The organism is Commensalibacter papalotli (ex Botero et al. 2024) (assembly GCF_947179115.1).
GTDB lineage: Bacteria > Pseudomonadota > Alphaproteobacteria > Acetobacterales > Acetobacteraceae > Commensalibacter > Commensalibacter papalotli.
This window is the reverse complement of record NZ_CAMXCI010000001.1, coordinates 1-26,250: the sequence shown is the minus strand read 5'-3', so window position 1 is coordinate 26,250 and position 26,250 is coordinate 1. Positions and strand designations below refer to the sequence as shown.

The following is a 26,250-nucleotide window of genomic DNA, read 5'->3' as shown; positions in this document are numbered from 1 at the left end:
ATTACAGCATTTATATAACTTATGTAAATCATCAGCAACTTTAGATCATATTAAAAACTATAATCCAATTAGCGATTTAATTAAATTAATACTTTACAGAATTTGACTAATTAGAATTTGGAATAACTGATTGATGTAAATAATCTTTATCCACCTGTAAATCACGACCGATAGGGAGGAACCACATAGCAGCTATTACAATAATAAACAATAAAGCAATGGCACCACAATAAATAATTTTTTGCACTTTGTTCTTCCCTATTCGTCATAATAATAATTATTTTTGATGATACGGCGCAAGCATTTGCATCATTTCCGTCCATTCACGTTTTGTTAAACCACTATCAGCCTGCTCAACAACTTCACCACCAAGCATTTTACCTAAAACCTTCATCATAGAAGCTGAAAAAGTAACCGCACCGCGACGGTAATCCTCAAAAGCCTCACAAGCAATCGGTACCCAAGCTTGTAGGGTTTTTAACATGGCCTCAGCATAAACTCTGATTTCATATTGAGCATGCGGGTCAATACGCAATTGCAGAAAATGAAACAAATTATGAAGATTAATCTTCCAATACCATTGACTATAACTATTTAATGTTAAATTCATCCTAGCCAATTCACGAGCCAACCCGTAACCACCTTCTTCAGCTGGATTCAACATAGTTTCATAATGATCATAACATTGTTGAGCATCTTGTTTTAATAATTGAATAACTGCGGCAGCTTGTTCGGATGATAAGACATCTCCTCTGCCTTGATTATTCACTACACTTTGAGCTGCTAAGGCTTCTGGTTCAGGAATATAAAACTCACGATCCATAATGGAATAACGTGCAGAATATTCATTCACACTAGCAGTGCGATGACGTATCCATTGACGGGCAACAAAAATTGGTAGGCGTACGTGATATTTAATCTCGCACATTTCAAACGGCGTTGTGTGATGATGGCGCATTAAATAACGAATTAATCCACGATCTTCTGATACTTTCTTGGTTCCAGCACCATAAGACACTCGTGCAGCTTGAACAATAGACGAATCATCCCCCATATAATCAACAACGCGAATAAAACCATGATCTAGAACAGGTAATGCTTTGAACAGCATCGCCTCCAACCCTGGGGAAACAGGGCGTTTAGTTGGTATTTGTATATTAGATTGAGAATTAATTTCTGCTTGTTGTTCTGCTGTAAGAGGCATGTTCATCCCGCTATATTTAAAATAAAAAATGCAAAAAAGTGCTTTCTTTATAAACCACAACTATCGCCATGAATACCCACTGAAATAACTAATTTTTAGGTATCGCTGTTATCGTCATATTATCTTGATTTATTAACTTGAAAAAGTCTAGAAAATTCATATTCAACAAAGTGTTAATACGTTCTGGAGTTTCAAACGTAATTGCTAATCGCATCATATGTCTAGGATTTAATAAAATATCTGTTAAAGCCGAATAAAGTTGACGATCAAGCTCGAAATCTTTCCCTTTGGCAAATGCCGAGAACTTAGCCAACGTTTCATCATAAATCTTTTTTTCTGTTTTACCAGAAGTTTTTGCTATAATCGAAAATAAACGTTTTTTTAAACCTGCATCATAAATTGATAACACCATTGATTTTAATAAGATGCTATTGGACCAATTGACTTTGTAAAAATCAAAAGTTTTTGGATCGATATAAAAACGGCTTTGCAAGTAAAGCCCCAGAAAATCATAGCCAAAATAATTAAATTTATGCAAAGAAAACAATGAATCCTTGGTATAATAAGTAAAATTAGAATGAAAAGCCCCATTAATATGCTCATAACCTAATCTTTTTAAATACTCGGCAAAAAGGCTAAAAGAAGAGGTTAAATCATAATCTAATTTATCAGCTAAAATTTCACCATCCCAAGTTGTTTCTTGACGAGAAAGATGAATATTTAACTGTCCAATTGATACACGTTTTTTATGATCACGAAACCCAATCATATTATAGGCTTTAAAGAAAAAATCTGTGCTTGTTAAAAATGAAGAAAAAAATTCTTTTTCATTAAACTTGCGATCATTAGACATTTCCCAAATCAGTTGATCAAAATGAAGCGCATCCAAAGATGCCGTTTGCCCTGTTTTGATAGCCGGAGCAATATCGACATTATAAAATAAATAAGGACGTTTTTTTGCTGATCCTTGTCTCGCTATATTCCAACTCCCTAACTTGAACTTACCCCATTTTGTATAAAAATAAGCCCCTTTCATATTCCCTTGTTCAAAAGAAATATTCCAAATATCAGACCAGGATAATACCAACCCTTTATTTTCCTTAGTAAACGCAGGAATTGTGAGATTACTGAATGAAACCGAAGCAATATTTGCCGATAAGTCAGGGGATTTGACCTCAATATTATCCATATCTAGGCTACTGACACTACCAGTGTCTTTTGGAGCTGCACGGATTTTTCGAATAGTAATCATTACATCGTTAGATAGTGACAAACGAACATCTGTGATAACAACAGACTGTGTTAACCAACTGATATGAGCATTGGAATAAGAATAATGCCCATTAGAGCCTACTATTTGTTGTAATCTGGATTGCACATGGTGCAGTGCATTTTGTGCATGAGAATGAGCAACTTGGTATCCTTTGATCCCTATCCACACAAATAGAGAGAGAATCACCAGTATCAATAAGAACTTCTTTTTCATGCTATAAATAATATTCGCAACCTGAGTATAACGAGTTAGTTTTTTAAATCTGTTATTTGTTAAGCATAGAATAAAAAAACAAAGAAACAAAATTTTATTTAATTATTACTATTCACATAAATCCCGAAAAAAGCCATGACAATAATTTCATGGCTTGATAAAAAATTATATTTACAATCTACTTTACAGGAACAGCTTGGATTTTAAGATTGAACATACCAAATAACTCTGTAGGACTTTTATCATTTATATTAGCTGCAGAAATAGGAGCTGCTGGCAATGATGAAAATTGGATCTCTGTTTTTTGTGGGTTTTGCATAAAAGATTCAAGTGTTTTTACTGTATCCTCAGCAAAAGATGCAGGAATTTCTTTTTGACCTTGCATAACATCTTTCACAGATGAAACCATAGATTCTTTAACTTCTGCTTCTGTTTTTCCTTGTTTTTGACTACCTAACTTTAACAGTCTTTCAAATATACCTGTATTTTGTATAACCACACTAAATTCTTTAAATTTAGCATTAGGGTTCGATAAAATAGATTCTGGAGAACGATAAACAATATCTAGTGGAATATTCCCCTGTAAAGTCGCATTAATCTTTCCAATATCTTTAAATACTAAATTATTTAACGATACAGATAAGCCATTTGTATCATTTTGATATTGCACATTTACACTTCCAGAAGCAGATATTGTTTTATATCCCATCTGCCTAAAAATATCCCAGTACTCACCATAATTTGAATCTAGCACAGAAAATTCTAGATTATCAAAAGCATAAGTTTGATCTGATTTTCCTTGTTTATCCAAATTTGAATTTACTGTCAGTGTACCAAGCGAAGCAAAATCCTCACCCACAGAGAATTTAAAACCTGCAGCTTTAGTCACTCCTTGAATTCCACCCAATTTTTGAATATATTCTTGTTGTACATCTCTCATTTTTTTGCTGAGATCATTAAGATTATTCAAGTCAAAAGACTGAGATCCAAACACCTTCATTATCGTTGCCAAATCCACTCCAGAATTTTCATAAGATGCTAACGATACTGCTATTTTGTTATATATTGGAATATTTACAGAAAAATCTTTTAAAGACTGGCTGGTCTTACGTCCCACCCCGTAATCTTTCATTTGATATTGAGCAATTTTAAACGCAGAATTATAATCTTTAAATTGCAAATTATCGATGCTGAACAAATTAAACTGCACCATCGATAAAGTATGAAAGACTCTTTTGAATTCATCATTCAATGATCTGTGATTATTTTCACCTACTGAATACTCTGCTTGACTTTTTACAATATCTGCTAAATTGATTTGATTAATGTTAAAAGCCCCAAGTGAAAAATCATCTTTTCTGTCTTTAATAGACAAATCTTTTAGCAAAATATCTGTCTTTTTATCCAACCCATACTCTTTTATCTGGTATTGAGCCATTTTGAACGTCGTGTTATATGCATCTTTATATTGCAAATTTTCAACATTCAACGTACTAAACTGCATCGTGGACAACTGCTGAATTAGACCGTTAGTTACAGCATTCACTGATCTATAATTATTTTCGTCCGCAAAAAACTCTTCTTGTCTTTTGGATATTTCCGCCAAATTCACTTGATCAATGTTAAAAGACCCTATTGAAAAATCATTTCTTCCGTCCTTAGAAGTCAAGTCTTTCAGCAAAAGATCTGTCTTTTGATCTAACCCATAATTCTTCATTTGATATTGAGTAATTTTAAACTCAGGACTATATTTATCTTTAAATCTAAAATTTTGAATATTTAGCAATCCAAAACTGATCTTCGATGGAACAATTTTTTTTATTTTACCATCTTCTAACACAATCCACCCAGCATCTGCTTTGGCATTGGCAATCTCAATATACCCAATGGTGAAAGGGGCTTCTGTATCTCTTTCTTTTTTTATTGCTAACTTATCTATATTTAGCTTCTTAATTTCATACTCAGAACCCAAAACTGCACTGACTTTATCTGCCGTATAAACAGTATTATCTTTATCTTTTAAAACAACTTTATCTATTGTTGTTTCCTGAGAGAAAACATTAATATGATGATCAGCATAGGTAATCGCAACCCCAGGAAAAGAACTTTTAATCAACTCAATCTTTTCTTGGAATTTTTTTTCTGCTTGCTGAGATGCATAATAATATCCACCCCCTCCAACTACACCAACACCAACAACTACAACCGCACCAATAACCACAGCTTTACTCATGTAAACCACCTTATTTAATCTATATATTATATTCTTTTAAAAAAAAGCTGTAGAAACACAATATGCCTCTACAGCTTTTACAATAATCAACGTTATTTTATTTCTAACAAAAAATTATTTTGTGGCCTCTGCTTTAATACTTAAATTTAATGCGTCCAATATCTCAGATTGAGATTTACCCATCAATTCTAATGCTGTAACAGGTTGTGCTGGTTTAACTTGAATAACCAAAGACTGCTTAGGATCATTAATAAGCGCAATGAAAGCTTCATCCCCTTGTTTTTGAACAGGAATAGTTGCTGTTTGAGCATCTTGCTTGATCATTGTCACGATATTTTCTTTGGCTTGATCAGCAGTGATATTTTTTTCTTTAGCTGTTTTAGCAAAAATCTTTTCAAGCAACCCTTTGTTTTGCAACGTAACTTTTAAAGAAATTAACTTGTAACTGCTCATTACCTCTTGAGGGTCAACATTAGAAAGATCTTCTGGTGCCGTAAATTGCATATTTGCATTTAAATTACCGACGTCTTTAATAGAAATATCAAATGGTGTAAAAGACCATTCTTGTTTTGCTTTAATGTAGTTACCAGAAATATTTCCAGAAACGTCAATTTGATCATAGCCCATTTCTTTTAAAAGGAATAATCTTGCATTATGTGCAGTAGAAACTTTAAAACCAGAGAATACAGCAGAGCTTTTTAAATCACCATTCGCAGCAACAGAATTATCTGTTTCAAATTTATCAAGTGACCAATCCTGATCATCAACATGCGCTGTTAACCCTTCAAGGGTTCCTTTGCTAGGTTGTCCAGAAATTGCTCTTGGTTTTTGCCCCTGCTCGACCAGCTCTATTATACCTGCCAAATCAAGACCGTTCACTTGGACCTGATTTAATTTTAAAAATTCTTTACCGTCTGTAGTTGCTTTAACATCAACTTGTTTTAAAACTTGATCCGAATTACGTTTCAATCCATAGTTTTTTAACTCATATTGAGCAAAAGTCCCACCTGTTTTATCAGGACCAAAAGCACTTGCATTTTGAATATTTAATAAGTCAAAGCTAATTTTTGAAGGATAAATCTTTTTAATTTTTCCATCTTCAACAATGATTGCGCCAGTAGGCACATCTAGATTCTTAACATCAATATGGGCAGCATCAATCTTTCCGCCCTGCATTTCTGTATGGAATTTGTCAACTGCAATCGTATCAACCTTACCATCAGATACACCGCTTAAAGTCAATGTATCTGCTGTATATTCTTGTCCATCTTTATCTTTGATGATCAGTTTTTGCAAAGTTGCTGATTGAGAAAATGGACTGACACTGGAACTTTCATATTTGATAGAAAGCCCTGGTGCTGATTTTTCAATTAAACTAATCGTATTCTGTAGCTCTTGGTTTGCTTTGTTGGACATATAATAATATCCACCTCCACCAACAACACCAACGCCAATAATAACAACGGCACCAACAACAGCAGCTTTACTCATAAAGATCACCCTTAAAACTATTAAAATCTAAACTCAAGAACAATTATAAACGTCACCTTACTATACACAATTCTTCTCTAAAAAAAAATCATTTTAGTAGTTTATGGCTCTTAGAATAAACAAAATTATTTTTATTTTAAATTTACTCTTTTTTTCTTTGAGAATTCATCATATATTAAAAGTGTTGGTTTTACCAGCTATGGTAATAAACGGTATATGGAATAAGCGTAGTGGACCCGGGGGCAGTACCCGGCATCTCCACCATAAATATATGGGGATGAAACAGGCTCGACACGCGTAGTAAAGATATATTTTTTACTCGGCATTGTACCGCCGTTATCGGGCTTTATTTTACAAATGCCAACGATAATTTCGAGGCACACGCTGTTGCGGCCTAATAAGCCAATGTAACAAGCGCGGCTGAGGGTGCGCCGGGCAACAGAAGCCCCTCACTATTGATATATTGAAAATAATGAATTGCTTAATACTTAATAGAGACAAATTATAATATGACGAATTCAGATGGTTTTGATAGCAACCCTCCAAATATTTTACTGCCCTATCAAGAATGGATCGAAGCTGCCTACCGTCAAGTTGCTCGTAATGCTGTCAAATACGCTGCACAAAATGGATTGCCTGGTAATCACAGTCTTTATTTAACTTTTGACACTACTTATCCTGGTGTCTCTATTCCCTCTCGTTTAAAAGCACAATATCCCAATGAAATGACTATTGTTTTACAACATCAATTTTGGGATCTTACTGTTAATGAACAAGAAAAAAAGATGTCTGTTGGATTATCTTTTGGTGGTGTTGCCTCTATTTTAGTGATTCCATTCGGTGCGTTTACTGCTTTTTCTGACCCAGAAGCTAAATTATTGTTAACGTTTACTGCGTTGCCCCCTTCTATTCTCAGCGTTGCTGACAATCTCATTGCTGAAATAAATGAAAATGAAAACAATGAAGAAGCATCTAAAAATACAGAAGAGAAAGAAGAAGGCCAAATCATTAGTTTGGATGCATTTCGAAAAAAACACGATTAAATTTTATCTCTCATTTGGTGATATTTATTAAAAACCAATAAAGATTGAGAGCTATTGTCTTTAGTTAAATATATGCAGCAACTCTGTTTGTATATATATTGGCAATGCCCAAGTAAGACCTATACCATTTATTATATATAATTTCAGTAATTAATTCCATCTAAACCCAGCATAACCAATCATATCATCCTCAAACATTATATTCTGTTCAAATACGTAATAAGGATAATGATGAAAGATAAAGTAATTCAGTTGGTGTTATTCTGTATGAACGGTAAAAAGAGGGGTTTTTTTAATCCAACGAAACATTGAGATTAATTACTATAATAAAATACAGCATATCATCTCACACTCTCAGTTTAAAATATTTTTATAAAAGAACCCATTATCTTTTTATAATAAACAACTATGATTATGATTGCGTATAGTTAATTATATAAAAAGGAAAATATTATGTCTGCACGTATCTTAGTTTTATACTATTCTTCCTATGGCCATATTGAAACAATGGCCTATGCAATTGCCAAAGGAATCGAATCATCAGGAGCCACAGCTGTGGTAAAGCGCGTTCCAGAAACGGTTCCAGAGGAAATTGCTCGTAAAAATCACTTTAAATTAGATCAAACAGCTCAAATTGCCACTCCAGGTGAGCTTGCTGATTATGATGGTATCATTCTTGGGACAGGCACACGTTTTGGACGGATTTCTTCACAAATGGCCAGTTTTTTAGACCAAACAGGTGGATTATGGGCCAAAGGTGCTTTGATTGGCAAAGTCGGCGGTGCTTTTACAAGTACAGGCACACAACATGCAGGACAAGAAATGACACTGATGTCATTAATTACTAATCTAATGCATTACGGCATGACGATTGCCAGCTTCCCATTTACCTTCGCAGGACTTAGTGAAATTAACGAAGTTACAGGCGGCACGCCATATGGAGCCTCTACTATTGCAGGTCCAGATGGGTCTCGTGCAGTATCACAAAATGAGTTAAACGGCGCAGAGTTTTTTGGAAAACATGTTGCTGAAATTACCAAGAAACTTTCAGCTTGATAAACCTTTACCAATATTTTGTTTTTATCCCCTTTAAATACAAGCACTGATTATTTTAAAGGGGATAAAAAACATAGATTTAAAATTAAATAAATATTTTTTTTCATAACTTTGAAGAATAGTAACCGTAATATTCAACAAAAAACTTTCTTGATTAATTTCAATCATTCGTTATCTATAAACATATTCAACTGCCCCTAATATCATTGGATGATCTGAAATGACTGACCAAACTGCTGACTTTGATTTTGATTTACCACAATCTTGCATCGCACATCATCCAATGCGTCCCAAAGATATGGCCAAATTACTATATATTCCGACAACAGGCCTTCCAGAAGATCATATTATTCGTGACCTCCCCTCTTTTTTTCGCAAAGGCGATATTCTTGTTGCCAATGATACGAAGGTCATTCATGCAAAATTATCTGCAATGCGAGGCGCTGCACATATCGGCATTACACTTGATCGTCCTATGGGTGATGAGCGTTGGCACGTTCTTATTAAAAATAGTAAACGCTTAAAACAGGGGGATCGCTTGGATTTTCCTGATGGTAAAGTCTATGCAACTATTGATGAATTAGAAGTAGGAGGAAGTGGTTTTATTCGTTTTAGTATAGAAGGAGATGCTTTCGATGCTTGGCTAAGAGACATTGGTAAGCTGGCACTTCCTCCTTATATTGAACGGCCAGATGGCCCTACAGCAGAAGATGAAGAAGACTATCATACCATTTTTTCTCAGTTTCCAGGTGCGGTAGCCGCCCCCACCGCAGGTCTGCATTTTACCGATCAGTTATTAACTCAACTGGACGATATTGGTGTAGAGCGGTTGACGTTAACTTTGCATGTTGGTGCTGGTACTTTTTTACCTGTACGCAGCGATAATATAAGCGATCATCATATGCATGCGGAATATGGCATTATTACTCCAGCGGTAGCCACACGTTTGAACCAAGCTAAAACTGAAAAACGCCGCATAATTGCAGTGGGAACAACGTCATTACGATTACTTGAAAGTGCCGTTGATGAGAATGGGGTTATTCATCCCTTTCACAAAGAAACATCTATTTTCATTCGCCCAGGTTATAAATTTAAAGCCGTGGATATGCTGATGACAAATTTTCATTTACCAAGATCAACTTTATTCATGCTGGTTAGTGCATTTGGAGGAGCAGAGAAAATGCGACATGCTTATCAACATGCTATTCAAAATGGGTATCGTTTTTATTCCTATGGAGATGCTTGTTTGATTGAAAAGGCGTTTATGTAGAAAAGTTTTTTTATACTATTCGGATGCTTTGATATCCGTAAGTCAATATTAACTGGCGCAATATAATCTAAATTAGCATATTGGCTTGTCTGCAAACTACCAGTATATTTTTTAAAGACGTTCTTCGTAATAAAAATATACTCTGCTACGTATTATTTTATATTAGTGCTTTCACTATCTTGATCAACTTTTGCATAACATCCTTCAACTATTTGAATCACTTGTTTCAAATCATTTGCACAAAGCAAGTTTTAAATCATTAGCTACGTTTTAAATGATAATATCTGAAACTTCTATTTGTGCATAAGCAACCAACGGCAAGAGAAATATGAAAATCAAAAAGCGTATGTTTCTCATAACTATAAAGTTTAAAACTATAGATCTATTACGCTTTACTTTTTGAGATAATATAAATTAGTTCACTAATTGAAAGCCTATTATTGTTAATAGAAAAGATACAATAACCAACCAATTTCCCATTCGAAAAACATCCGCTTTTATTTTACCCAAAAATATTTTATGAGTTACTTACAAGTTCTAGGTCTACTCTAAAGGAGTCTTTGTATTGACGGACAATAAATTACAAAAAGGGCTAAGCAAACGCCATGTCTTTTTTATTGCGTTTGGCTCGGCTATCGGTACAGGGCTCTTTTATGGCTCGGCAGCAGCTATTAAACTTGCAGGCCCAAGTGTTCTGTTCGCTTATTGTATCGCGGGTGCTGCGGTTTTTATGGTCATGCGTGCTTTGGGTGAAATGGCTTTACATGAACCCTCCGCAGGATCTTTTGGGTATTACGCAACCAATTTTATCGGCCCCTTGGCTGGTTTCATTACAGGATGGACGTATGTTTTCGAAATGGCATTGGTTTGCCTAACGGATATTACCGCTTTTGCCACTTATATGGATTTTTGGTATCAGGGGGTCTCGCCGTGGATTTGGACTTTGGGAATTACCTTAATAATTACTGCAATTAATCTAGCTGCTGTTAAAATCTATGGCGAATTAGAATTTTGGCTGTCCGCAGTGAAAATTACAGCTATTATTGCTATGATTTTGGCAGGAATTGTCATTTTAATCTTTGGATTGAATTATTCTCATCATACCTCTGCTGGCCTTCATAATTTATGGTCGAATGGTGGATGGATGCCAAATGGTTGGTTTGGTTTTATGGCCTGTTTCAGTGTTGTTGTTTTTGCTTTTGGTGGGATTGAAATTATCGGCCTTACCGCCATTGAAACAAAAGATGCTGAAAGGAATATTCCAAAATCCATTAACGCCATTCCATTACGGATTCTGCTTTTTTATATTATGACCTTAACCATGTTAATGTCAATTTATCCATGGGATAAAATTGGTCTGGAAGGCAGCCCTTTTGTCACCATTTTTAACAGTATTGGTATTAAATCAGCAGCCAATATTTTTAATATTGTCGTTATTACCGCCGCAATCTCTGCGATTAACAGTGACATGTATGGCGCAAGTCGAATGATGTATGGTTTAGCTCAAGAAGGCCAAACACTTAGAAAATTAAACTATCTTTCTAAAAATGGAACACCTGTAAGTGCTGTTTTAGTAATGTTTTTAGTTTTAGTGTTAGGGGTCGTTTTAAATTATTTTTATCATGACGGCTTATTCTTTTTTATTGCTGCCATGGCTACATTTGCAACTGTATTAGTATGGCTTATGATTTTACTTTCACAGTTTTGCATGCGTATGAAGTTACCAAAGACAGAAATAGCTTCCTTGCAATATCCAATTCCTTTTTGGCCAATAGGACCTATTTTAACCATCCTCTTTATGATTTTCACCATTGTGGTGATTGGAATAATTCCAGAAACACGCGTTGCACTTTATATAGGAATTATATGGATTATCTTTTTAGTTGGTTGTTTTTATCTGGCAAAAAAAATTAATAAAAACAAAATGGTTAATCTTGTCTCTAAATAACGATTTTTGATCAATGTAAAAAATATCATATAGCTAAACAATACTTTATAATTGTTTAGCAATTGATTAATTTCTACCATTATAAAAACTATGGACAAGTATTAATGCCATTAAAAATAAATATGAGTTATCTAAAGATTTTTATACTTTTAGGTTTTTTTATTCCTTTGAATAGCCATGCGTAAAGACAATCAAGAAGCTGAAATTATACAAGGTTCCTTTAAAACTGACTTGTTCTCTGATGGCGAATATGATGGAAAAGAAGTTTTTTTAAAATATAAATATCATTAATTAAATAATGAAACCTCTTTAAACTGGCCATAACAAACATATTCAATTATCTGGCCAGTAAAATCGAGTTTATAATCCTGTCATCGCCAAAACCGCATCAGGATAGCGGTTACCTTCCACCTCAAAGGTTTCAACTTTTTTTCTGATTTTATTGATTTCTTCTGGGGTTAAACTGATATTCAAAGATCCAATATTTTCTGTCAATCGATGCATTTTTGTAGTGCCTGGAATAGGAACAATCCAAGGTTTTTGAGCTAATAACCAAGCCAATGCAATTTGTGCAAGCGTTGCTTTTTTCTCTTCTGCAATTTGTTGCAAAAGCTGAATTAACCCTTGATTTTTTTCCATAGCTTTGGCAGTAAAGCGAGGAAATACACTACGCAAATCTTTAGGATTAAATTGAGAATTTGCATTTAACGTGCCTGTTAAAAATCCTCTACCTAATGGGCTGAATGGAACCAAGCCAATTCCTAATTCTTCACAAGTTTGTAAAATCCCATCAGTTTCAATCTGACGTGTCCATAAAGAATACTCATTTTGTAATGCTGAAACAGGCTGTACCGCATGCGCACGTCTGACCGTTTTAACCCCAGCTTCTGACATTCCAAAATATTTGACTTTTCCTGCTTGAATAAGTTCTTTGACCGTTCCAGCCACATCTTCAATAGGCACATTTGGATCAACGCGATGTTGATAAAGCAAATCTATATAATCTGTTTTTAAACGCTTTAACGAAGCATCAACAACTTTTCGAATATGGTCGGGCTTGCTGGTAACGCCTTTATTTTGGCCATCAATAATATTAAACCCAAATTTAGTAGCAAGTATAACCTGATTACGAATAGGACTTAACGCCTCACCTACCATTTCTTCATTTTCATACGGGCCATAAACTTCTGCAGTATCAAAAAAATTAACCCCTTGATCTACAACTTGACGGATGAAAGTAACAGCATCGGACTTAGTGCCACCACTATATCCCCATCCCATACATCCATATCCTAAAGCAGATACTTTTAACCCTTGTTTTCCAAGTGAACGATATTGCATAGTATTCCCTTTTATTTTTAATATTTTGATTAAATATAACATTCAATACAGAAAAGGATTAGATATAAAATAAACATAGTTTTATAAAATATATTCATCAATATCGTATGTGTCCTCACTTGGTTTCTGTGGTATCCTATCATTACAACAGTCATAACCTCAATTTGTCTTTAAAAATAACAGTGCGACAAATGATCATCTTAATCATAATGAGTAATTTAATAAGATAAACTTTTGATAGGAATACTATATAATGTCAGTTGTTACTGAATATTTGAACACTTTAAAAACGCACTTTACCACAGAAGATATAAAATCTTTTAATAAAGTTCATGGTGCCGCACATTATGAGATAGAAAAACTTAGAGCCAAATATCCTTTATGTCCAGATAGTCTCATTGAATTGCTAAGTATCGTAGATGGAACTTATCACCGAGATTATGGAGATAGAGAGGTTGTATTAATATATATGCTGGGCTCTGATGTATATGAATATCCTTATTATTTATTATCAACACAAGATATGTTAAACGAAGCCAAATCATCTCCAAATAGTATTTTTGAAATATATATGGATGGTGACAATACAAAAGATGATGCGTTAGAAGAATTTGTAGAAGTCGATCCTCGCATTGATATTCATTTACCTCTCAAACAACATTTATGCTTTTCTCATTGTATGAATAACGGTGGTACCTCACGACTATATATTGATTTTAATCCTGCAAAAGAAGGCAATATAGGGCAAATCATTCGATATTTACATGATCCAGATAGCTATATTGTCATTGCCGATAGTTTTGATGCGTATTTACAAGATTTAATTGATAATGATTTTGAATTTTTAACTGAAGAAGATGAATAGATTACTTAATATTAACTATAACATATCTATTTCTTTTTTAGTATATAACACGAGTAATGCTTATATTCCCTGCACAACATTTAGCAATTCACGTAGTTCATGATATAATAGCCAAACATGATAAGAATTTGGCCGTAATTTTACAGAGTAAATCGAATTCAACCTCTTAAATTTTAGCAAAAAAAACTAAATAAAAAGCTTATGAGCTGTATTAATTATAACTTAAGCAGCCCATAGTTTTGTTCGGTTTAATAATCACAATATGAATTCACGTTATATTCGTAAACAAAAATAATTTTTTTATAAAGCTTCTTTAATTAAAACGGAACTTTAACTGGAAAGTTACTAATTATTTTTAAATTGTGATCAATCTTTTAGTAATGGAAATTGATTTAACATATTTTGTAAATGAATAGCATCCCATGGTATATGCTCGGTTATTCCCACTCCTACAACATTCGTTACCGCGGCCGTATCTTGAACCACTCTGGTTAATTGTGGCAATGTCATTTCACCATGAATAATATGATCAAAGAAACCTGCTTCTTTATTTGGATCAGCAAACAATAAAGCCCTGAATAAGCTAGCATCTAGGACATCAAGATCAATATGAATAAAGAGTTTGGTAACGTTTTCCTCTTTGATCCACTCTACAATAGAATGACTATTGTCAGCTAGTTCAAATGGCGTGGCTTGGCGTAATCCCAATCTTTGGATAACCTCTGTTTCTTGTTCTGTTGTTTTAGGTAATCCACCAAACATCACTTTTTTAGGGTTCAATTTCACAGGCACTTTGGCTGCAAAAACGGGATCTCCTTCTCCTAATAAATTTCCTAACACCATTGCATGTTCATGTTGGAATTCTTTGGGTGTGGTCACATCAGGATGCGCATCCATCCATAAAACACCTAAATTGCCATCATAACGTTGATTTAAATAACTAATTGGTGCTTGCTCAACCAAGCAATCCCCACCAAAAACAATAATTTTTTCAGGTTGATGTTGCTTAATAATATCCGTGCATTTTTGTAACTGTTCTAGCAATACACTCTGTTCAACAATACCTCTTTCCTTTTGAATAGAGGATGCATCATAAGGCTTTATCGGAACTTCAATCGTCGGACTGTTTCCCTTAGGAGCCAACCATTCAAGTAAACGCGCACCCAAAGGATAGGCTGGATTATTTCCGCCGCCTTGCCATTGAGGCATTAACAACCGTAAAGTTTTACTTTGTGACATGATTATATTCCTTGAACAATTAGGTTTAAGATGCTCCCAGAGCTCTTCGAATAAGCTTTTCAAAAATAGGAATTTGCGTATCTAAATTAATATTAGGATCATAAGCTGTTCTTGTAATCAGCCCATCAACCATCGAGTAAACCCAGATCGATACAGTTTCAAGATCCTCATGAGGATCGATCTGTCCCAACTCAATAGCTTTTTTCAATAAATCAATAAAAGCCTCCCTCATTATTTTATCACTGGCAAGAAAGGCTGAACGCACGGATGGATTACGTGTTGCTTGTGCCAGGATCTCTGTCCATAATCGATGATCAATCGGATAAGATACATCTCGTATACACTCCAATAAAGCACCCAACAATGCATCAAACGAAGGTGCTGTTACCAAAGCATTTTGTAATTTTTTTGTCGCACTCATGTGATCTTCAATAATAATATGTAAAAACAATTCTTCTTTATTCGTAAAATGCACGTAAATATTGCCTTGGCTGATTTTTGCGGCTTTTGAAATGTCTGAGATAGAACAACCCTCATATCCTTTCTTTGCAAAACATTCTGCTGCACTTACAATCAGTTTTTGTCGTGTATCTGCTTTTTTATCTTGATGCTTAACCATAAAATTAACACTTATTTATTGAATGAACGATCACTCATTAAATTATAGTTTCGAATTAAATTGCGTCAAGTTTTATTAGAGATAAATTTATTCTTTCTTTTCAACTTATAGATTTATATAAGAATACATACCTATCCACTTTATTTAATTGTTACATCATGACCCAACCTAAATTCCACTGGACTAAACAAGCTCAACATAAAAATGCCCGCGCAGGAACATTGCATACGGCACATGGAGATGTACAAACGCCAACCTTTATGCCCGTTGGCACCGTAGGCACTGTTAAAGCAATGACTATGGACGCGGTGCGCTCTACTGGTGCTGGAATTGTATTGGGAAATACTTATCATTTAATGTTACGTCCAGGAGCAGAGTTGGTACACGAACTGGGTGGATTACATCAATTTATGGATTGGCCAGGCCCTATTTTGACGGATTCAGGTGGATTTCAAGTGATGTCCTTAGGGGATTTACGTCAATTGGACGAAGACGGTGTAACATTTCGCTCTCATCTTGATGGATCAGCACACCGTTTAACGCCTGAAAGCTCTACTGATATTCAGTATTTATTAGATGCTACGATAACAATGTGCTTTGACGAGTGTCCTGCGTTACCAGCGACTTATGATGCTATTGCTAAATCTATGCGTCTATCTATGCGCTGGGCAGAGCGTTCTCGTAAGCAATTTAAAAATCGCCCTGGTTATGCGCAATTTGGAATTGTTCAAGGTGGAATTGAACCCGACCTGCGTGCCGAAAGTGTCGAAGCATTAACCAATATCGGCTTTGAAGGCTATGCCATCGGTGGGCTGGCCGTTGGGGAGCCTCAAGAACAAATGTTCTCTACACTTGATTTTACCACACATTTAATGCCAACAGACAAACCTCGTTATTTAATGGGTGTTGGCACGCCTGATGATATGTTAGGGGCTATTGAACGTGGTATCGATATGTTTGATTGTGTCATGCCTACACGCGCTGGACGTACAGGGCGTGCTTATACTTCACGAGGCACGTTAAACATGAAAAATGCGTGTCATATTCATGACCCTCGCCCCATTGATCCAGAATGTGATTGCCCTGCTTGTTCAAAACATAGCCGTGCGTATATGACCCATTTATTCCGCGCCAAAGAAATCCTTGGGGCGATGTTATTAACGTGGCATAATATTGCTTATTATCAACGTTTAATGCGGACTATTCGTCAGGCGATTATTGAGGATAATTTGACCGAAACCGCAGCCACTTTGCGAGCTAATTGGGCGAAAGGTGACTGGTCTGTGGATGAATGGAATTAATGTCCGCTTGCCTTTAAAATAGGTTGAATAATCTCCCTCTCCATTTCTTTGTATACTTCAGTTTCAGGTGTGATGAGAGGGAGCATTGTATTTTTCATAAAAGATCGGTCTTATTGCCACAACGGGTTAAACCGAGTAATTTTTTCAGCCCCGTAAAAATCTCACCAGCTGCACTTTTAACATCATCTTTTGCATTTCCACGAGCAATACTGTTTTTAAGAGCTGTTTCTTTAATAGTTAAAGCTTGACCCAATAACTCTTGTTTATTTTCTTGGATCACTAGCTGTTGGATTAATTCATCATCAAATAAGTAACTTTCTATATGACGACGAGAACTTGTGAATATTTCTTGCGCTTGTAAATCGATGACCTCTTCATCACTATGATCGTCACGGTCAATTAAACGGACAATTTTGCTTTGTTTGTTCAATAATAAAGAAAGCATCTTAAATTCTTTACTTTCTTGTAAAAGATCCTCGCTTGCCCCCCCTGAAATAAAGGTAATGTTACGATAGTTATCTTGAAAAATCTTAGTATAAATCTCTGCATCAAAATTAAATCGTTTTGTTCCTTTAAAGCTTCCCTCACACAAAACGATAATTTCTGGTGCAAGTTTTTCTTCTAAGCCATCCAAAGCAACAGACATAAATTTTTGCCATACAATACGATCAATTGGAGATGGAGTTATAGTAACTTGTTGATCAAAATCATGTCCATCAAAATCAAGAAAAACCACTCTTTCAGGATTTTTACTAGCAAGCTCTTTTGCTTTTGTCATAACCCCTAATGAATGCGTTGTAATCCACAATTGGGAATTCTCAGAAATGAGGTTATAAATTTCTTCAACCACTTGTCCTTGTAATTTTGTATGAATATGCGCTTCTGGCTCATCAATAAAGAATAAGGAATCTTGATAATCATCAAGATTTACAATGAGGTCTAAGAGCAAATCAAAAACTGCTTTTTCACCACTAGATAAATTATTATAATGATAATTATCGACTATTCCTTTTTGGAAATAAAAAGAACCTTCTTCTAATGGATAGTGAATATTATTTAATATCAAATCTCCAAATATATTTTTCATAGCTTTTTGAATTTTACCTATTAATTCATCTCTTAATACTTTAATAGTTTTATCATTATTGCGCTCTGCATAAACACCGCTAAGGGTTTGATATATTAATTTAGTATAATTAAACGAAACTCTCTCATCATTCTCAATTAATAATGTAGACTGTCTTTGTTCTAAATTCTCTAATGATAAAGAATTCACATCCATAATCGCTTGATTACGATAGGCAGTTCTAAAATAGCATTTAAAATTAGTAGATAAATTATAGCAATTTATTATGATATTCTGCATTAACATATACAAACGTTTTTTATCATCTAAAAGATTATGTGCTGCTAACTGTTTCAATAAATATTTTTGTTGAATAGGGCCTTTTATCTGCGTTATACCTGAAGAAAAATTATTATATTGCCAATAATTAAAAGCCTCAAACACAGATGTCTTCCCACACCCATTTGGCCCAACCAAGACGACCATTTTAGCTATTTCAGGAATGCCTTCAATAGTTAAATCCGTAAAGCGTTTAAAATTTTGAATATGAACGTTTTTAACTTTCATTGTCGGTTCCTGAACAAAAATATGAATTACTGATTTTCAGTGTAAGTCATTTCCAAAGTAAATAAAATATTTCTTTATAGAAATTATCTGCCAATAAAAAAGGCTAGTCATTATTTAAAATGACTAACCCTATTATAAGCAAATCAATCAAACCCTCTTGGATCAATCCGTTTTATTCATCTTAAAAACGCAATCGCCATTTATATCAATCGCGTTCAAACCCTACCCAGCAATTTTGGACATGAAATATCCAATCACTTGGTTATTATCGGTCAATTCTGGATGGAATGAGCTTACCAAAATATTGCCTTGCTCTGCCATGACGATTTTATCTTCATAAGTAGCCAAGGTTTTTACCCCTTGCCCGACTGTGGCAATAAAAGGCGCACGGATAAAGACTGAAGGAATGGCTTTACCAACATTCTCGATATCCAAGTCCACTTCAAAGCTATCCACTTGACGGCCAAAGCCATTGCGCGTTACCGCGATATCAATCAAATTTAATGGCTTTAATTTTTCTCCACCATCCGTAATGCCAGAACCGCACAAGATTAACCCTGCACAAGTTCCGAAGACTGGATTGCTTTTGGCAAATTCCTGAATAGATTCATATAAATTAACCTGTTGAATTAAACGACTAATCGCAGTAGATTCACCGCCAGGAATAATCAGCCCTTGAACCGTAGCCAAATCAGCTGGAGTTTTAACGGCAATGCCTTGTCCGCCCAGTTGATTAATCTGATTGATATGCTCACTGACCGCCCCTTGCAGGGCTAAAACTCCAACTTTCTTTGTCATTTTTATTGGCTTCTATCTTGCATACGGTCTGAACCGCTTAAATTCTTCATTTCAATCCCTTTCATCGGTTCACCTAAACCTTTTGAAAGTTCTACGATCATTTTATAATCTTCAAAATGGGTTGTTGCTTGTACGATTGCACGAGCGAATTTCTCTGGGCTGTTCGATTTAAAAATACCAGAACCAACAAATACACCATCCGCACCCAAAGACATCATTAATGCTGCGTCTGCTGGGGTTGCAATCCCACCTGCTGCAAAATTCACAACTGGCAATTTACCTAATTCTTTGATTTGTTTTAAGAGTTCATAAGGCGCACCCATATCTCTGGCGACAACCATTAATTCATCATCAGAGGTCGCAACAACGTCTCTGACTTGTGCTTGCACCATACGCATATGACGAACAGCTTCAACAATATTTCCTGTGCCTGGTTCCCCTTTGGTACGAAGCATAGAAGCCCCTTCCCCAATACGACGAAGTGCTTCGCCAAGGTCACGACAACCGCAAACGAAAGGAACCGTATATTGGCTTTTTAACAAGTGGAATTCATCATCTGCTGGGGTTAAGACTTCACTTTCGTCAATATAATCAACGCCCATAGCTTCTAAAATACGAGCTTCGGCAATATGCCCAATACGCGCCTTTGCCATCACAGGAATAGTCACTGCTTTCATGACTTGTTCAACAATGGTTGGATCAGCCATACGAGCCACTCCACCAGCAGCACGAATATCAGAAGGAACACGTTCCAATGCCATCACTGCAACTGCACCTGCTGCCTCAGCAATTTTTGCTTGTTCAGCATTCACAACATCCATAATCACGCCGCCTTTTTGCATTTGAGCCATGCCGCGTTTTACGGTATCAGAACCAATTTTTTTATTCATTTTTTTCTCCATATATAAATTGGGTTCATCATGGAGAGAAAAGAGAAAAATTGCAACAACCAATTGGATTGTTTTTTACCCATCCAATTACAGATATTAAAAAAACTATCTTTCATAAATCAAAAACCAACCCACTATCTTCAATCTGATCTAATTTAAATTTTAACAACTCATTTTGAACTGTTTTTTGCAGCCTATCCATTGACATTAATGGGCGTATAGATTTTTCCCATCCCTGTTCACCTTGAAAACGAAGTTTTGCAGCATCAGGCCATTGTTGAATAATAGATTTATATTTATTAATTCTTTGGTCAATAATAGCTTGATCGTGATGACACCAAAATAAAAGCAATATAATTTCTGTCATCACATGAATTAAATAACCAATATCTATAGCAATCAAATGTTGATAAAATTGGTCTAATATTAGGTCATGAAGTTCTTTTACAAAAGCCAACGGAACTTGTTTTTCGAACTCAGAAACAAGTTGTGGAAATTCAGATTTATGTCGTAACATACTTATTGAATCATTTGCTCCTTTTTTTCCTTTTAAATAAAGAGGAGAGCTCAGCGAAATGGCAGAGAAAACAGTCATCATACGTATGAAAAACAGGAACATAATACTCTCCAGCATAAACTGGTTATAAATATATACCTGTTAAAAAAGGACCATTTCTTTTAATGTGCTGCAAAGTTTTATATTTTTGATAATTTTTTAGAGCATTCTGCCAATCAGATCTGATTTTTTTTCCGAAGCTGTTAATTTTTTTGAAAAGTGCCATAAAATTATTCTTATTTAAAAAATGATAGTTAACCCTCTATATAACTAGAATTAATTTCTTCTTGATATTCTGTTTGCATTATTTTTATTTAATCAGGAAAATTTTGTGAAGCTCAAATATAATTATTTAATTAATTTCATTTTTTCTTAATTAATTTTAGTCAGAAAATTTCCAATAAGATTCTGAAGAACGATGATACTCCTTGGCAGGCATATCAAAATATTTTTTAAATTCGCGGCTAAATTGTGATTGGCTTTCATAACCAACAGCATGAGCGGCTTGACCAACACTCATACCATCAAAAACGATCATATCTCTTGCTTTATGTAACCTTAGCTTTTTAATGAACTGTAAAGGTGATTGCCCAGTTTTATCTATAAATATACGATAAAAAGTAGATGAGCTCATATTCACACTCTTAGCCATATTTTGTATATTTATTGGTTGTGCTATATCTAAATAAATATCTTCTATTAATTTGTCTATTCTACCATTAGTATTATTTCTATCATAATAGGATCTTAATGACAAATTATTCCGATCTTGTAATGCGTAAAATAAAATTTCTTGATGTATAGATTTTCCTAAAATTTGAGAAGCTATATCATCATTTATAATTGTTAGTAATCTGTGAATAGCTATACGCATATTACTATTAACTTTAGTCGGATTGATCGTTTCAAACCGTGGTGAATGATCGTGTCTTTTTGATTTTGTTTTGTCGGTCATAGGAAACTTAGTTAAAATCTCTCTAATATCGTTTTTGCAAAATTCTATAAATAACCCACAGACAGGCTTTTCATAACTGGCATTATATGAACATAGTGACGTAACTGGTGACGTAAAAACCAAATAATAATCTTGATCATAAACAAACGTATAATTTCTGATTTGTCCTTTTTTCTCCCCTTGAAGCAAAAAGAATAGACCTGACTGATAAACGAGTGGTCGAGGTAATGATGCTTCAACTCCCCAAAATAATTTAACCCCTTTTACAGCAGTTTTCATTGTTCCATTAGGTGCCTGGGTAATACACATGGAGATAGTATCTTTGACAATTTTTTTATAATTTTTTTTATTCATTTGACATAAATAGGCAAAAATTTGAATGTTTTCAACATTTTTTTTATATAAAATGAATGTTATAAGAAAAAACACTAATAACACATTAAGGAAAAATAAGTGACTAAAACACAAGAATTTACAGAGCTACTATCACAAGATCATTCCAGAAATGATGAACAATTATTTAATTTTTTTGATAGTCTATTACCTCTTACTATTGATGATATGATTTCGAAATGGAAAGGTGAAGACATTAATACTGGTCATTGGGTTTCCAAGGAACTTGTTAATATGAATTGGTATGGAAAATGGTATAAAAATCAACTGGAAGCTATTCCCCTTGTTTGTTTTAATCAGCAGGGAAAATTATTTTCTGAACAAAAATTTAAGGGAGAAGCATCATTATGGATGGTAGAATATCGCGGGGTTACAACAGCAACAATGGTTTACGATGGCGTTCCCATTTTCGATCATTTTAGAAAGATTTCAGACAATCATGTTCTAGGTGTAATGAATGGGAAAAACACAAGCGGATTGCCTGAAATAATTCAAAATGGTCGATATTATTTCTTTCATATGAAACGAGTATCCAATTATCCAACTGATTTTATTTCTTGATTTAAGATACTTTAAAAACAATTAAGTAAGTAAATCCAACCAATCAAAAACTTTAATAGGGAAAGTATAAAACTTTCCTTATTAGCAAAATCCAAGTTGCTTTTTAGTTCATTTTAAATTGACCAATTAATAAATTGTTCTTTGCTCTGCTGAATTTTTTTATTTAAGTCAGAACAATTTTCTTAGTTAATTTATAAATTTAATATAATCTTATTGTTTATTAAAACAGTGATAATATGATGTTCTATACTTACTAAGCAAGTATGTTTTAAAAAGTAAAATTTGTATTTTTTAAAATTATTTGTCTACATATTCATAAGAATATATCCATACTTTTTATTTATCATTTAAATAACAACAACAATATTATGTGGCATCTACCTTTATCCTCATCTAAATCTTTATATCAACAAGTCATTGACCTGATTGAACAGTCAATCATGAATGGGCAATTATCGCCAGGAGAAAAATTGCCTTCTGAACGCAAGATGAGTGTTTTATTACAGGTTAATCGTTCAACCATTATTCATGCATTAAACGAGCTTAGCGATCGAGGCGTGATTATTCGTAAAATTGGCAGTGGTTCTTTTGTTAATCCGGATAAATGGGGGTTACAAACACATCCTTTGATGAATTGGCAGCCTTTGAAATCAGCTTATACGGCATTTCCCAAGGATGACTATGTTTTACAAGTTCAACATCTACGCAAAGAGTGCCTTGAACGCCAAAAATCACTGCAAGATATGGCGACTGGAGATCTTTCTCCAACATTATTACCTGATTTAAACTTAACGGACTTCCCTGTAAAAGAACTTTTGTCACTTGAGCAAGATAATGAAACGACACAGCTTGGCCTGTATTCTTTTCGTCAGGCTGTGCAAGATCACATGCAAAAACGATTGGGATTATCTGTTGATCTATCCGAGATATTAATTACCACAGGCACACAACAGGCTTTATTTTTAATCTCACAAACCTTGTTAAAACCAGGCGATCGTATTGGTGTAGAATCACCGTCTTCGTTTTATCGTTTACCCATATTTCAAGCTGCTGGATTGCGAATTTGCGCGCTGCCGATGGATGAACACGGCGTAACATTACAAGGGTTAAGAGAATTAATTCAAAAAAATCCAATTAAAATGGTGTTTTTAAATCCTTTGTTTCAAAATCCTACGGGATCTTGTATGGATCACAAACGTAAACAACAGATTTTAAGCTATTGCCATCAATATCAAATCCCAATCGTCGAAGATGATGCGTGCAGCATGTTATCTTTTACATCAAACATCAATATTACGCCGATCAAAGCTTATGATACGCATCAACAAGTAATTTATGTGGGTTCTTTGTCAAAATATATGGGCAAGAATATTCGTGCGGGTTGGATTATTGCACCCAAAGCCATTATTACTCAACTGGCACATATTCGTCAGCAAATTGACGGTGGTTTAAGCGTCCTGCCACAATTATTAGCAGAAAATTATTTACGATATCAATTAGACCACCATTGCAAAGAGTTAAAACAACAACTTTCCGCCAGAGCAACGCGCTTATGCCAATGGCTACAAAACGATCACGCGGATCATTTATCCTTTATCCCACCGCAAGGCGGATTGTATTGTTATGCCAAGTTTCATGAGTATAAAATTAAAGATATGCCCAGAATTTTACAAGAATGGTTAAGTCATAACATCACTATTGCCAAAGGTAAGGAATTCGGCGGCGAAACCGGTGAAATTCGGTTTAATTTTTCTCAGAGCTGCAAGTAATGACTAAGATTTAGCCAATGGCATCTCTGATTTTTTAAGAGTGGGAATTTTAATATCATTATTGGGCATGCCTTTACTTCGCATCTTATCGATCCAACATTTTTTTATACCCAATTCGGCTCTGGGATCAGCATTAGGACCCAAATAAATCTTTTCCAAATAATGACGAGACTGTTTGCCTTGTTGATATTGATCGGCAAGGTTTGTCGTATACTCGACATAAACACGATCCCCTTGCCATTGTATGACGTCATCAAGAATAGAGGTTATATATAAAATACGACATTCGGCCTCTTCTTCAAACGCTGCATGTTTAGTTAAATAAATAATCGGCAGTAAAGTCGTCGCAATTGCCTCATAAATTTTATTTTGATGAGCTGTAATTTCTTGTTCGATCAAATTTCTGATCTCATCAATATTATTTTTAATCTCTTGCATTTTTGTTTTAACATCTTTTGTGATCTGATCCATTGTAGCAATGTAAAAAGCCCATAGTTTTTCAAAAATTACCTCAATATCCTCAACTTTATTATCAAGATAAAGCGACATATTGCTGCGAAAAGAGGACTTGCTCTGATGAGCTACACTGAGATAATTTGTCATTGGATCCATGTAGATACATCGAAAAAGGGGTAAAGGATCAGATAATTTTTTAAGTTTGCTATCTATTTTACATTGATCATTTTTTTTCTCTTTATCATCAATTAAATTGGGTATGATTTGATATGTATTTTGATATAACCAGCTTGTATTAACATGAGCGATCTTTTCTGGGTTGAATTGATTATCAAAGAAAGAATTTGTAACAACCAAACTGACCCCAGAGCCTTCTTTGTTGTTTTCTTTGCCATATAAACGAAATTGGTTCAAAGAATTCTCATTAAAGGTAAAACTCGTTAAAAAAGCCAATAAATGGTCATTATAAGAAACAGGTATTTCCCACTCTGTTAATAAAATTTTTCCTTCTGTTGGATCATTCATATAATTTGAAATACCCAAGTGAAAACTGCCATTTTGAATAATTTTCTGTGCTACTTCTACTTTTGTATAATGTGCAAAAAACACTTCTAATTTTGTCAAATCAGCATGCGCTATTACGTTATCATCCAATAAATTCGAATCCATATGTAACGCCTTACAAAACAAATCCGAATTCATATGTAACGCTTTACGAATGCGATCTGCGCTATCGTTAATGTTGCTTAACAATTTGAATAACTCTATTGCTCTATCAATATCTTTATTGTTCGGTATAAAAGAATTTATTTTTTTTATAATGAAAAATAACCATTCGTTACCACACCAATTATATTTAGGCAGAACTGAAATTTCACAAAGATTTTTCCAATACTTATGTGCCTGAAGATTATCAGCTTCTCTCACAAATAAAAAAAAGAGTTTTGTTTGAACTATCGCATATGCTTCCGGATCATCTTCTCGACTAATCACTTCCCAACAATCGCGTGCCTTCGATAGATTATTTTCCTTAAAATAAGAAAGGCCTAAATATAATCGTGCGCTTACATATGCTTTCGGATCATCTTCCCGAGTAATCACTTCCCAACACTCACGCGCCTGCGATAAATTACCTTCATCAAA

General features: G+C 34.5%; 22 protein-coding genes and 1 other RNA gene. 9 read left to right on the top strand and 14 right to left on the bottom strand.

Going from position 1 to position 26,250, the window contains the following annotated elements; all coding sequences use genetic code 11:
• Positions 1-106 precede the first annotated feature (106 nt).
• The 5 genes from QMN76_RS00115 to QMN76_RS00095 form a co-directional block, all read right to left on the bottom strand.
• Positions 107-247 carry a hypothetical protein gene (locus QMN76_RS00115; protein ID WP_161631848.1) on the bottom strand — a complete coding sequence of 47 codons (141 nt, stop codon included), beginning with the start codon at positions 245-247 and terminating at the stop codon, positions 107-109.
• 30 nt (positions 248-277) lie between these two features.
• A complete protein-coding gene (thyX, locus tag QMN76_RS00110) occupies positions 278-1,204 on the bottom strand; it encodes an FAD-dependent thymidylate synthase (protein ID WP_034337777.1) in 927 nt (308 codons plus the stop codon).
• Positions 1,205-1,292: 88 nt separating this feature from the next.
• Positions 1,293-2,663, bottom strand: a complete 1,371-nt coding sequence (locus tag QMN76_RS00105) for a hypothetical protein (RefSeq protein WP_282023281.1) — start codon at positions 2,661-2,663, stop codon at positions 1,293-1,295.
• A gap of 205 nt (positions 2,664-2,868) precedes the next feature.
• Positions 2,869-4,923, bottom strand: coding sequence for a hypothetical protein (locus tag QMN76_RS00100; RefSeq protein WP_282065591.1), 2,055 nt, complete (start codon positions 4,921-4,923; stop codon positions 2,869-2,871).
• Between the two features lie 114 nt (positions 4,924-5,037).
• Positions 5,038-6,414: a hypothetical protein gene (locus QMN76_RS00095; RefSeq protein ID WP_282023283.1), complete on the bottom strand. Its 1,377-nt coding sequence runs from the start codon at positions 6,412-6,414 to the stop codon at positions 5,038-5,040.
• A gap of 144 nt (positions 6,415-6,558) precedes the next feature.
• On the opposite strand from QMN76_RS00095, the gene ssrA reads away from it, so the two are divergent.
• From ssrA to QMN76_RS00070, 5 genes are all read left to right on the top strand, one after another.
• Positions 6,559-6,868, top strand: a transfer-messenger RNA (tmRNA) gene (gene ssrA, locus QMN76_RS00090).
• Positions 6,869-6,923: 55 nt separating this feature from the next.
• Positions 6,924-7,457 (top strand): SspB family protein, encoded by a 534-nt coding sequence (locus QMN76_RS00085; RefSeq protein WP_282023284.1) that lies wholly within the window; start codon positions 6,924-6,926, stop codon positions 7,455-7,457.
• Between the two features lie 453 nt (positions 7,458-7,910).
• Positions 7,911-8,513: an NAD(P)H:quinone oxidoreductase gene (gene wrbA, locus QMN76_RS00080; RefSeq protein WP_282023285.1), complete on the top strand. Its 603-nt coding sequence runs from the start codon at positions 7,911-7,913 to the stop codon at positions 8,511-8,513.
• Between the two features lie 220 nt (positions 8,514-8,733).
• Complete coding sequence (gene queA / locus QMN76_RS00075) at positions 8,734-9,783, top strand: tRNA preQ1(34) S-adenosylmethionine ribosyltransferase-isomerase QueA (protein WP_282023286.1); 1,050 nt, start codon at positions 8,734-8,736, stop codon at positions 9,781-9,783.
• 565 nt (positions 9,784-10,348) lie between these two features.
• On the top strand, positions 10,349-11,731 hold the full coding sequence (locus tag QMN76_RS00070; protein WP_282023287.1) for an amino acid permease: 1,383 nt from the start codon (positions 10,349-10,351) through the stop codon (positions 11,729-11,731).
• 360 nt (positions 11,732-12,091) lie between these two features.
• Here QMN76_RS00070 and QMN76_RS00065 read toward each other — a convergent pair whose 3' ends face one another.
• On the bottom strand, positions 12,092-13,072 hold the full coding sequence (locus QMN76_RS00065) for an aldo/keto reductase (RefSeq protein WP_282023289.1): 981 nt from the start codon (positions 13,070-13,072) through the stop codon (positions 12,092-12,094).
• A gap of 253 nt (positions 13,073-13,325) precedes the next feature.
• Here QMN76_RS00065 and QMN76_RS00060 point away from each other — a divergent pair, with 253 nt between their 5' ends.
• Positions 13,326-13,937, top strand: a complete 612-nt coding sequence (locus QMN76_RS00060) for an SMI1/KNR4 family protein (RefSeq protein WP_282023290.1) — start codon at positions 13,326-13,328, stop codon at positions 13,935-13,937.
• Positions 13,938-14,303: 366 nt separating this feature from the next.
• Here QMN76_RS00060 and QMN76_RS00055 read toward each other — a convergent pair whose 3' ends face one another.
• Complete coding sequence (locus QMN76_RS00055) at positions 14,304-15,176, bottom strand: arginase family protein (RefSeq protein WP_282023291.1); 873 nt, start codon at positions 15,174-15,176, stop codon at positions 14,304-14,306.
• 25 nt (positions 15,177-15,201) lie between these two features.
• Entirely contained in the window at positions 15,202-15,795 is a 594-nt protein-coding gene (locus tag QMN76_RS00050) for a TetR/AcrR family transcriptional regulator (protein ID WP_282023292.1), read from the bottom strand.
• Positions 15,796-15,953: 158 nt separating this feature from the next.
• Here QMN76_RS00050 and tgt point away from each other — a divergent pair, with 158 nt between their 5' ends.
• A complete protein-coding gene (tgt, locus tag QMN76_RS00045) occupies positions 15,954-17,096 on the top strand; it encodes a tRNA guanosine(34) transglycosylase Tgt (protein ID WP_282023293.1) in 1,143 nt (380 codons plus the stop codon).
• Positions 17,097-17,190: 94 nt separating this feature from the next.
• On the opposite strand, the gene QMN76_RS00040 is transcribed toward tgt, so the two are convergent.
• From QMN76_RS00040 to QMN76_RS00020, 5 genes are all read right to left on the bottom strand, one after another.
• Complete coding sequence (locus tag QMN76_RS00040) at positions 17,191-18,729, bottom strand: AAA family ATPase (protein WP_282065590.1); 1,539 nt, start codon at positions 18,727-18,729, stop codon at positions 17,191-17,193.
• A 222-nt stretch (positions 18,730-18,951) separates the two neighbouring features.
• Complete coding sequence (gene pdxT, locus QMN76_RS00035) at positions 18,952-19,527, bottom strand: pyridoxal 5'-phosphate synthase glutaminase subunit PdxT (RefSeq protein WP_282065589.1); 576 nt, start codon at positions 19,525-19,527, stop codon at positions 18,952-18,954.
• A gap of 2 nt (positions 19,528-19,529) precedes the next feature.
• A complete protein-coding gene (gene pdxS / locus QMN76_RS00030; RefSeq protein ID WP_034337829.1) occupies positions 19,530-20,417 on the bottom strand; it encodes a pyridoxal 5'-phosphate synthase lyase subunit PdxS in 888 nt (295 codons plus the stop codon).
• Between the two features lie 112 nt (positions 20,418-20,529).
• Complete coding sequence (locus QMN76_RS00025) at positions 20,530-21,036, bottom strand: hypothetical protein (protein WP_282065588.1); 507 nt, start codon at positions 21,034-21,036, stop codon at positions 20,530-20,532.
• 319 nt (positions 21,037-21,355) lie between these two features.
• Entirely contained in the window at positions 21,356-22,282 is a 927-nt protein-coding gene (locus QMN76_RS00020; RefSeq protein ID WP_282023297.1) for an AraC family transcriptional regulator, read from the bottom strand.
• Positions 22,283-22,381: 99 nt separating this feature from the next.
• Here QMN76_RS00020 and QMN76_RS00015 point away from each other — a divergent pair, with 99 nt between their 5' ends.
• Both QMN76_RS00015 and QMN76_RS00010 read left to right on the top strand, forming a co-directional pair.
• On the top strand, positions 22,382-22,882 hold the full coding sequence (locus tag QMN76_RS00015; RefSeq protein WP_282023298.1) for a DUF4334 domain-containing protein: 501 nt from the start codon (positions 22,382-22,384) through the stop codon (positions 22,880-22,882).
• A gap of 368 nt (positions 22,883-23,250) precedes the next feature.
• A complete protein-coding gene (locus tag QMN76_RS00010) occupies positions 23,251-24,651 on the top strand; it encodes an aminotransferase-like domain-containing protein (RefSeq protein ID WP_282065587.1) in 1,401 nt (466 codons plus the stop codon).
• Positions 24,652-24,654: 3 nt separating this feature from the next.
• Here the strand turns inward: QMN76_RS00010 and QMN76_RS00005 are convergent.
• The coding region (locus tag QMN76_RS00005) for a hypothetical protein (protein ID WP_282065586.1) at positions 24,655-26,250 on the bottom strand (1,596 nt) is incomplete at its 5' end.

Bases quoted from the DNA above. Each gene is read 5' to 3' on its own strand.
- thyX (WP_034337777.1), bottom strand. From the start codon at position 1,204: ATGCCTCTTACAGCAGAACAACAAGCAGAAATTAATTCTCAATCTAAT.
- QMN76_RS00100 (WP_282065591.1), bottom strand. From the start codon at position 4,923: ATGAGTAAAGCTGTGGTTATTGGTGCGGTTGTAGTTGTTGGTGTTGGT.
- QMN76_RS00095 (WP_282023283.1), bottom strand. From the start codon at position 6,414: ATGAGTAAAGCTGCTGTTGTTGGTGCCGTTGTTATTATTGGCGTTGGT.
- QMN76_RS00085 (WP_282023284.1), top strand. From the start codon at position 6,924: ATGACGAATTCAGATGGTTTTGATAGCAACCCTCCAAATATTTTACTG.
- wrbA (WP_282023285.1), top strand. From the start codon at position 7,911: ATGTCTGCACGTATCTTAGTTTTATACTATTCTTCCTATGGCCATATT.
- queA (WP_282023286.1), top strand. From the start codon at position 8,734: ATGACTGACCAAACTGCTGACTTTGATTTTGATTTACCACAATCTTGC.
- QMN76_RS00065 (WP_282023289.1), bottom strand. From the start codon at position 13,072: ATGCAATATCGTTCACTTGGAAAACAAGGGTTAAAAGTATCTGCTTTA.
- QMN76_RS00060 (WP_282023290.1), top strand. From the start codon at position 13,326: ATGTCAGTTGTTACTGAATATTTGAACACTTTAAAAACGCACTTTACC.
- QMN76_RS00055 (WP_282023291.1), bottom strand. From the start codon at position 15,176: ATGTCACAAAGTAAAACTTTACGGTTGTTAATGCCTCAATGGCAAGGC.
- QMN76_RS00050 (WP_282023292.1), bottom strand. From the start codon at position 15,795: ATGGTTAAGCATCAAGATAAAAAAGCAGATACACGACAAAAACTGATT.
- tgt (WP_282023293.1), top strand. From the start codon at position 15,954: ATGACCCAACCTAAATTCCACTGGACTAAACAAGCTCAACATAAAAAT.
- QMN76_RS00040 (WP_282065590.1), bottom strand. From the start codon at position 18,729: ATGAAAGTTAAAAACGTTCATATTCAAAATTTTAAACGCTTTACGGAT.
- pdxT (WP_282065589.1), bottom strand. From the start codon at position 19,527: ATGACAAAGAAAGTTGGAGTTTTAGCCCTGCAAGGGGCGGTCAGTGAG.
- pdxS (WP_034337829.1), bottom strand. From the start codon at position 20,417: ATGAATAAAAAAATTGGTTCTGATACCGTAAAACGCGGCATGGCTCAA.
- QMN76_RS00025 (WP_282065588.1), bottom strand. From the start codon at position 21,036: ATGTTCCTGTTTTTCATACGTATGATGACTGTTTTCTCTGCCATTTCG.
- QMN76_RS00020 (WP_282023297.1), bottom strand. From the start codon at position 22,282: ATGAATAAAAAAAATTATAAAAAAATTGTCAAAGATACTATCTCCATG.
- QMN76_RS00010 (WP_282065587.1), top strand. From the start codon at position 23,251: ATGTGGCATCTACCTTTATCCTCATCTAAATCTTTATATCAACAAGTC.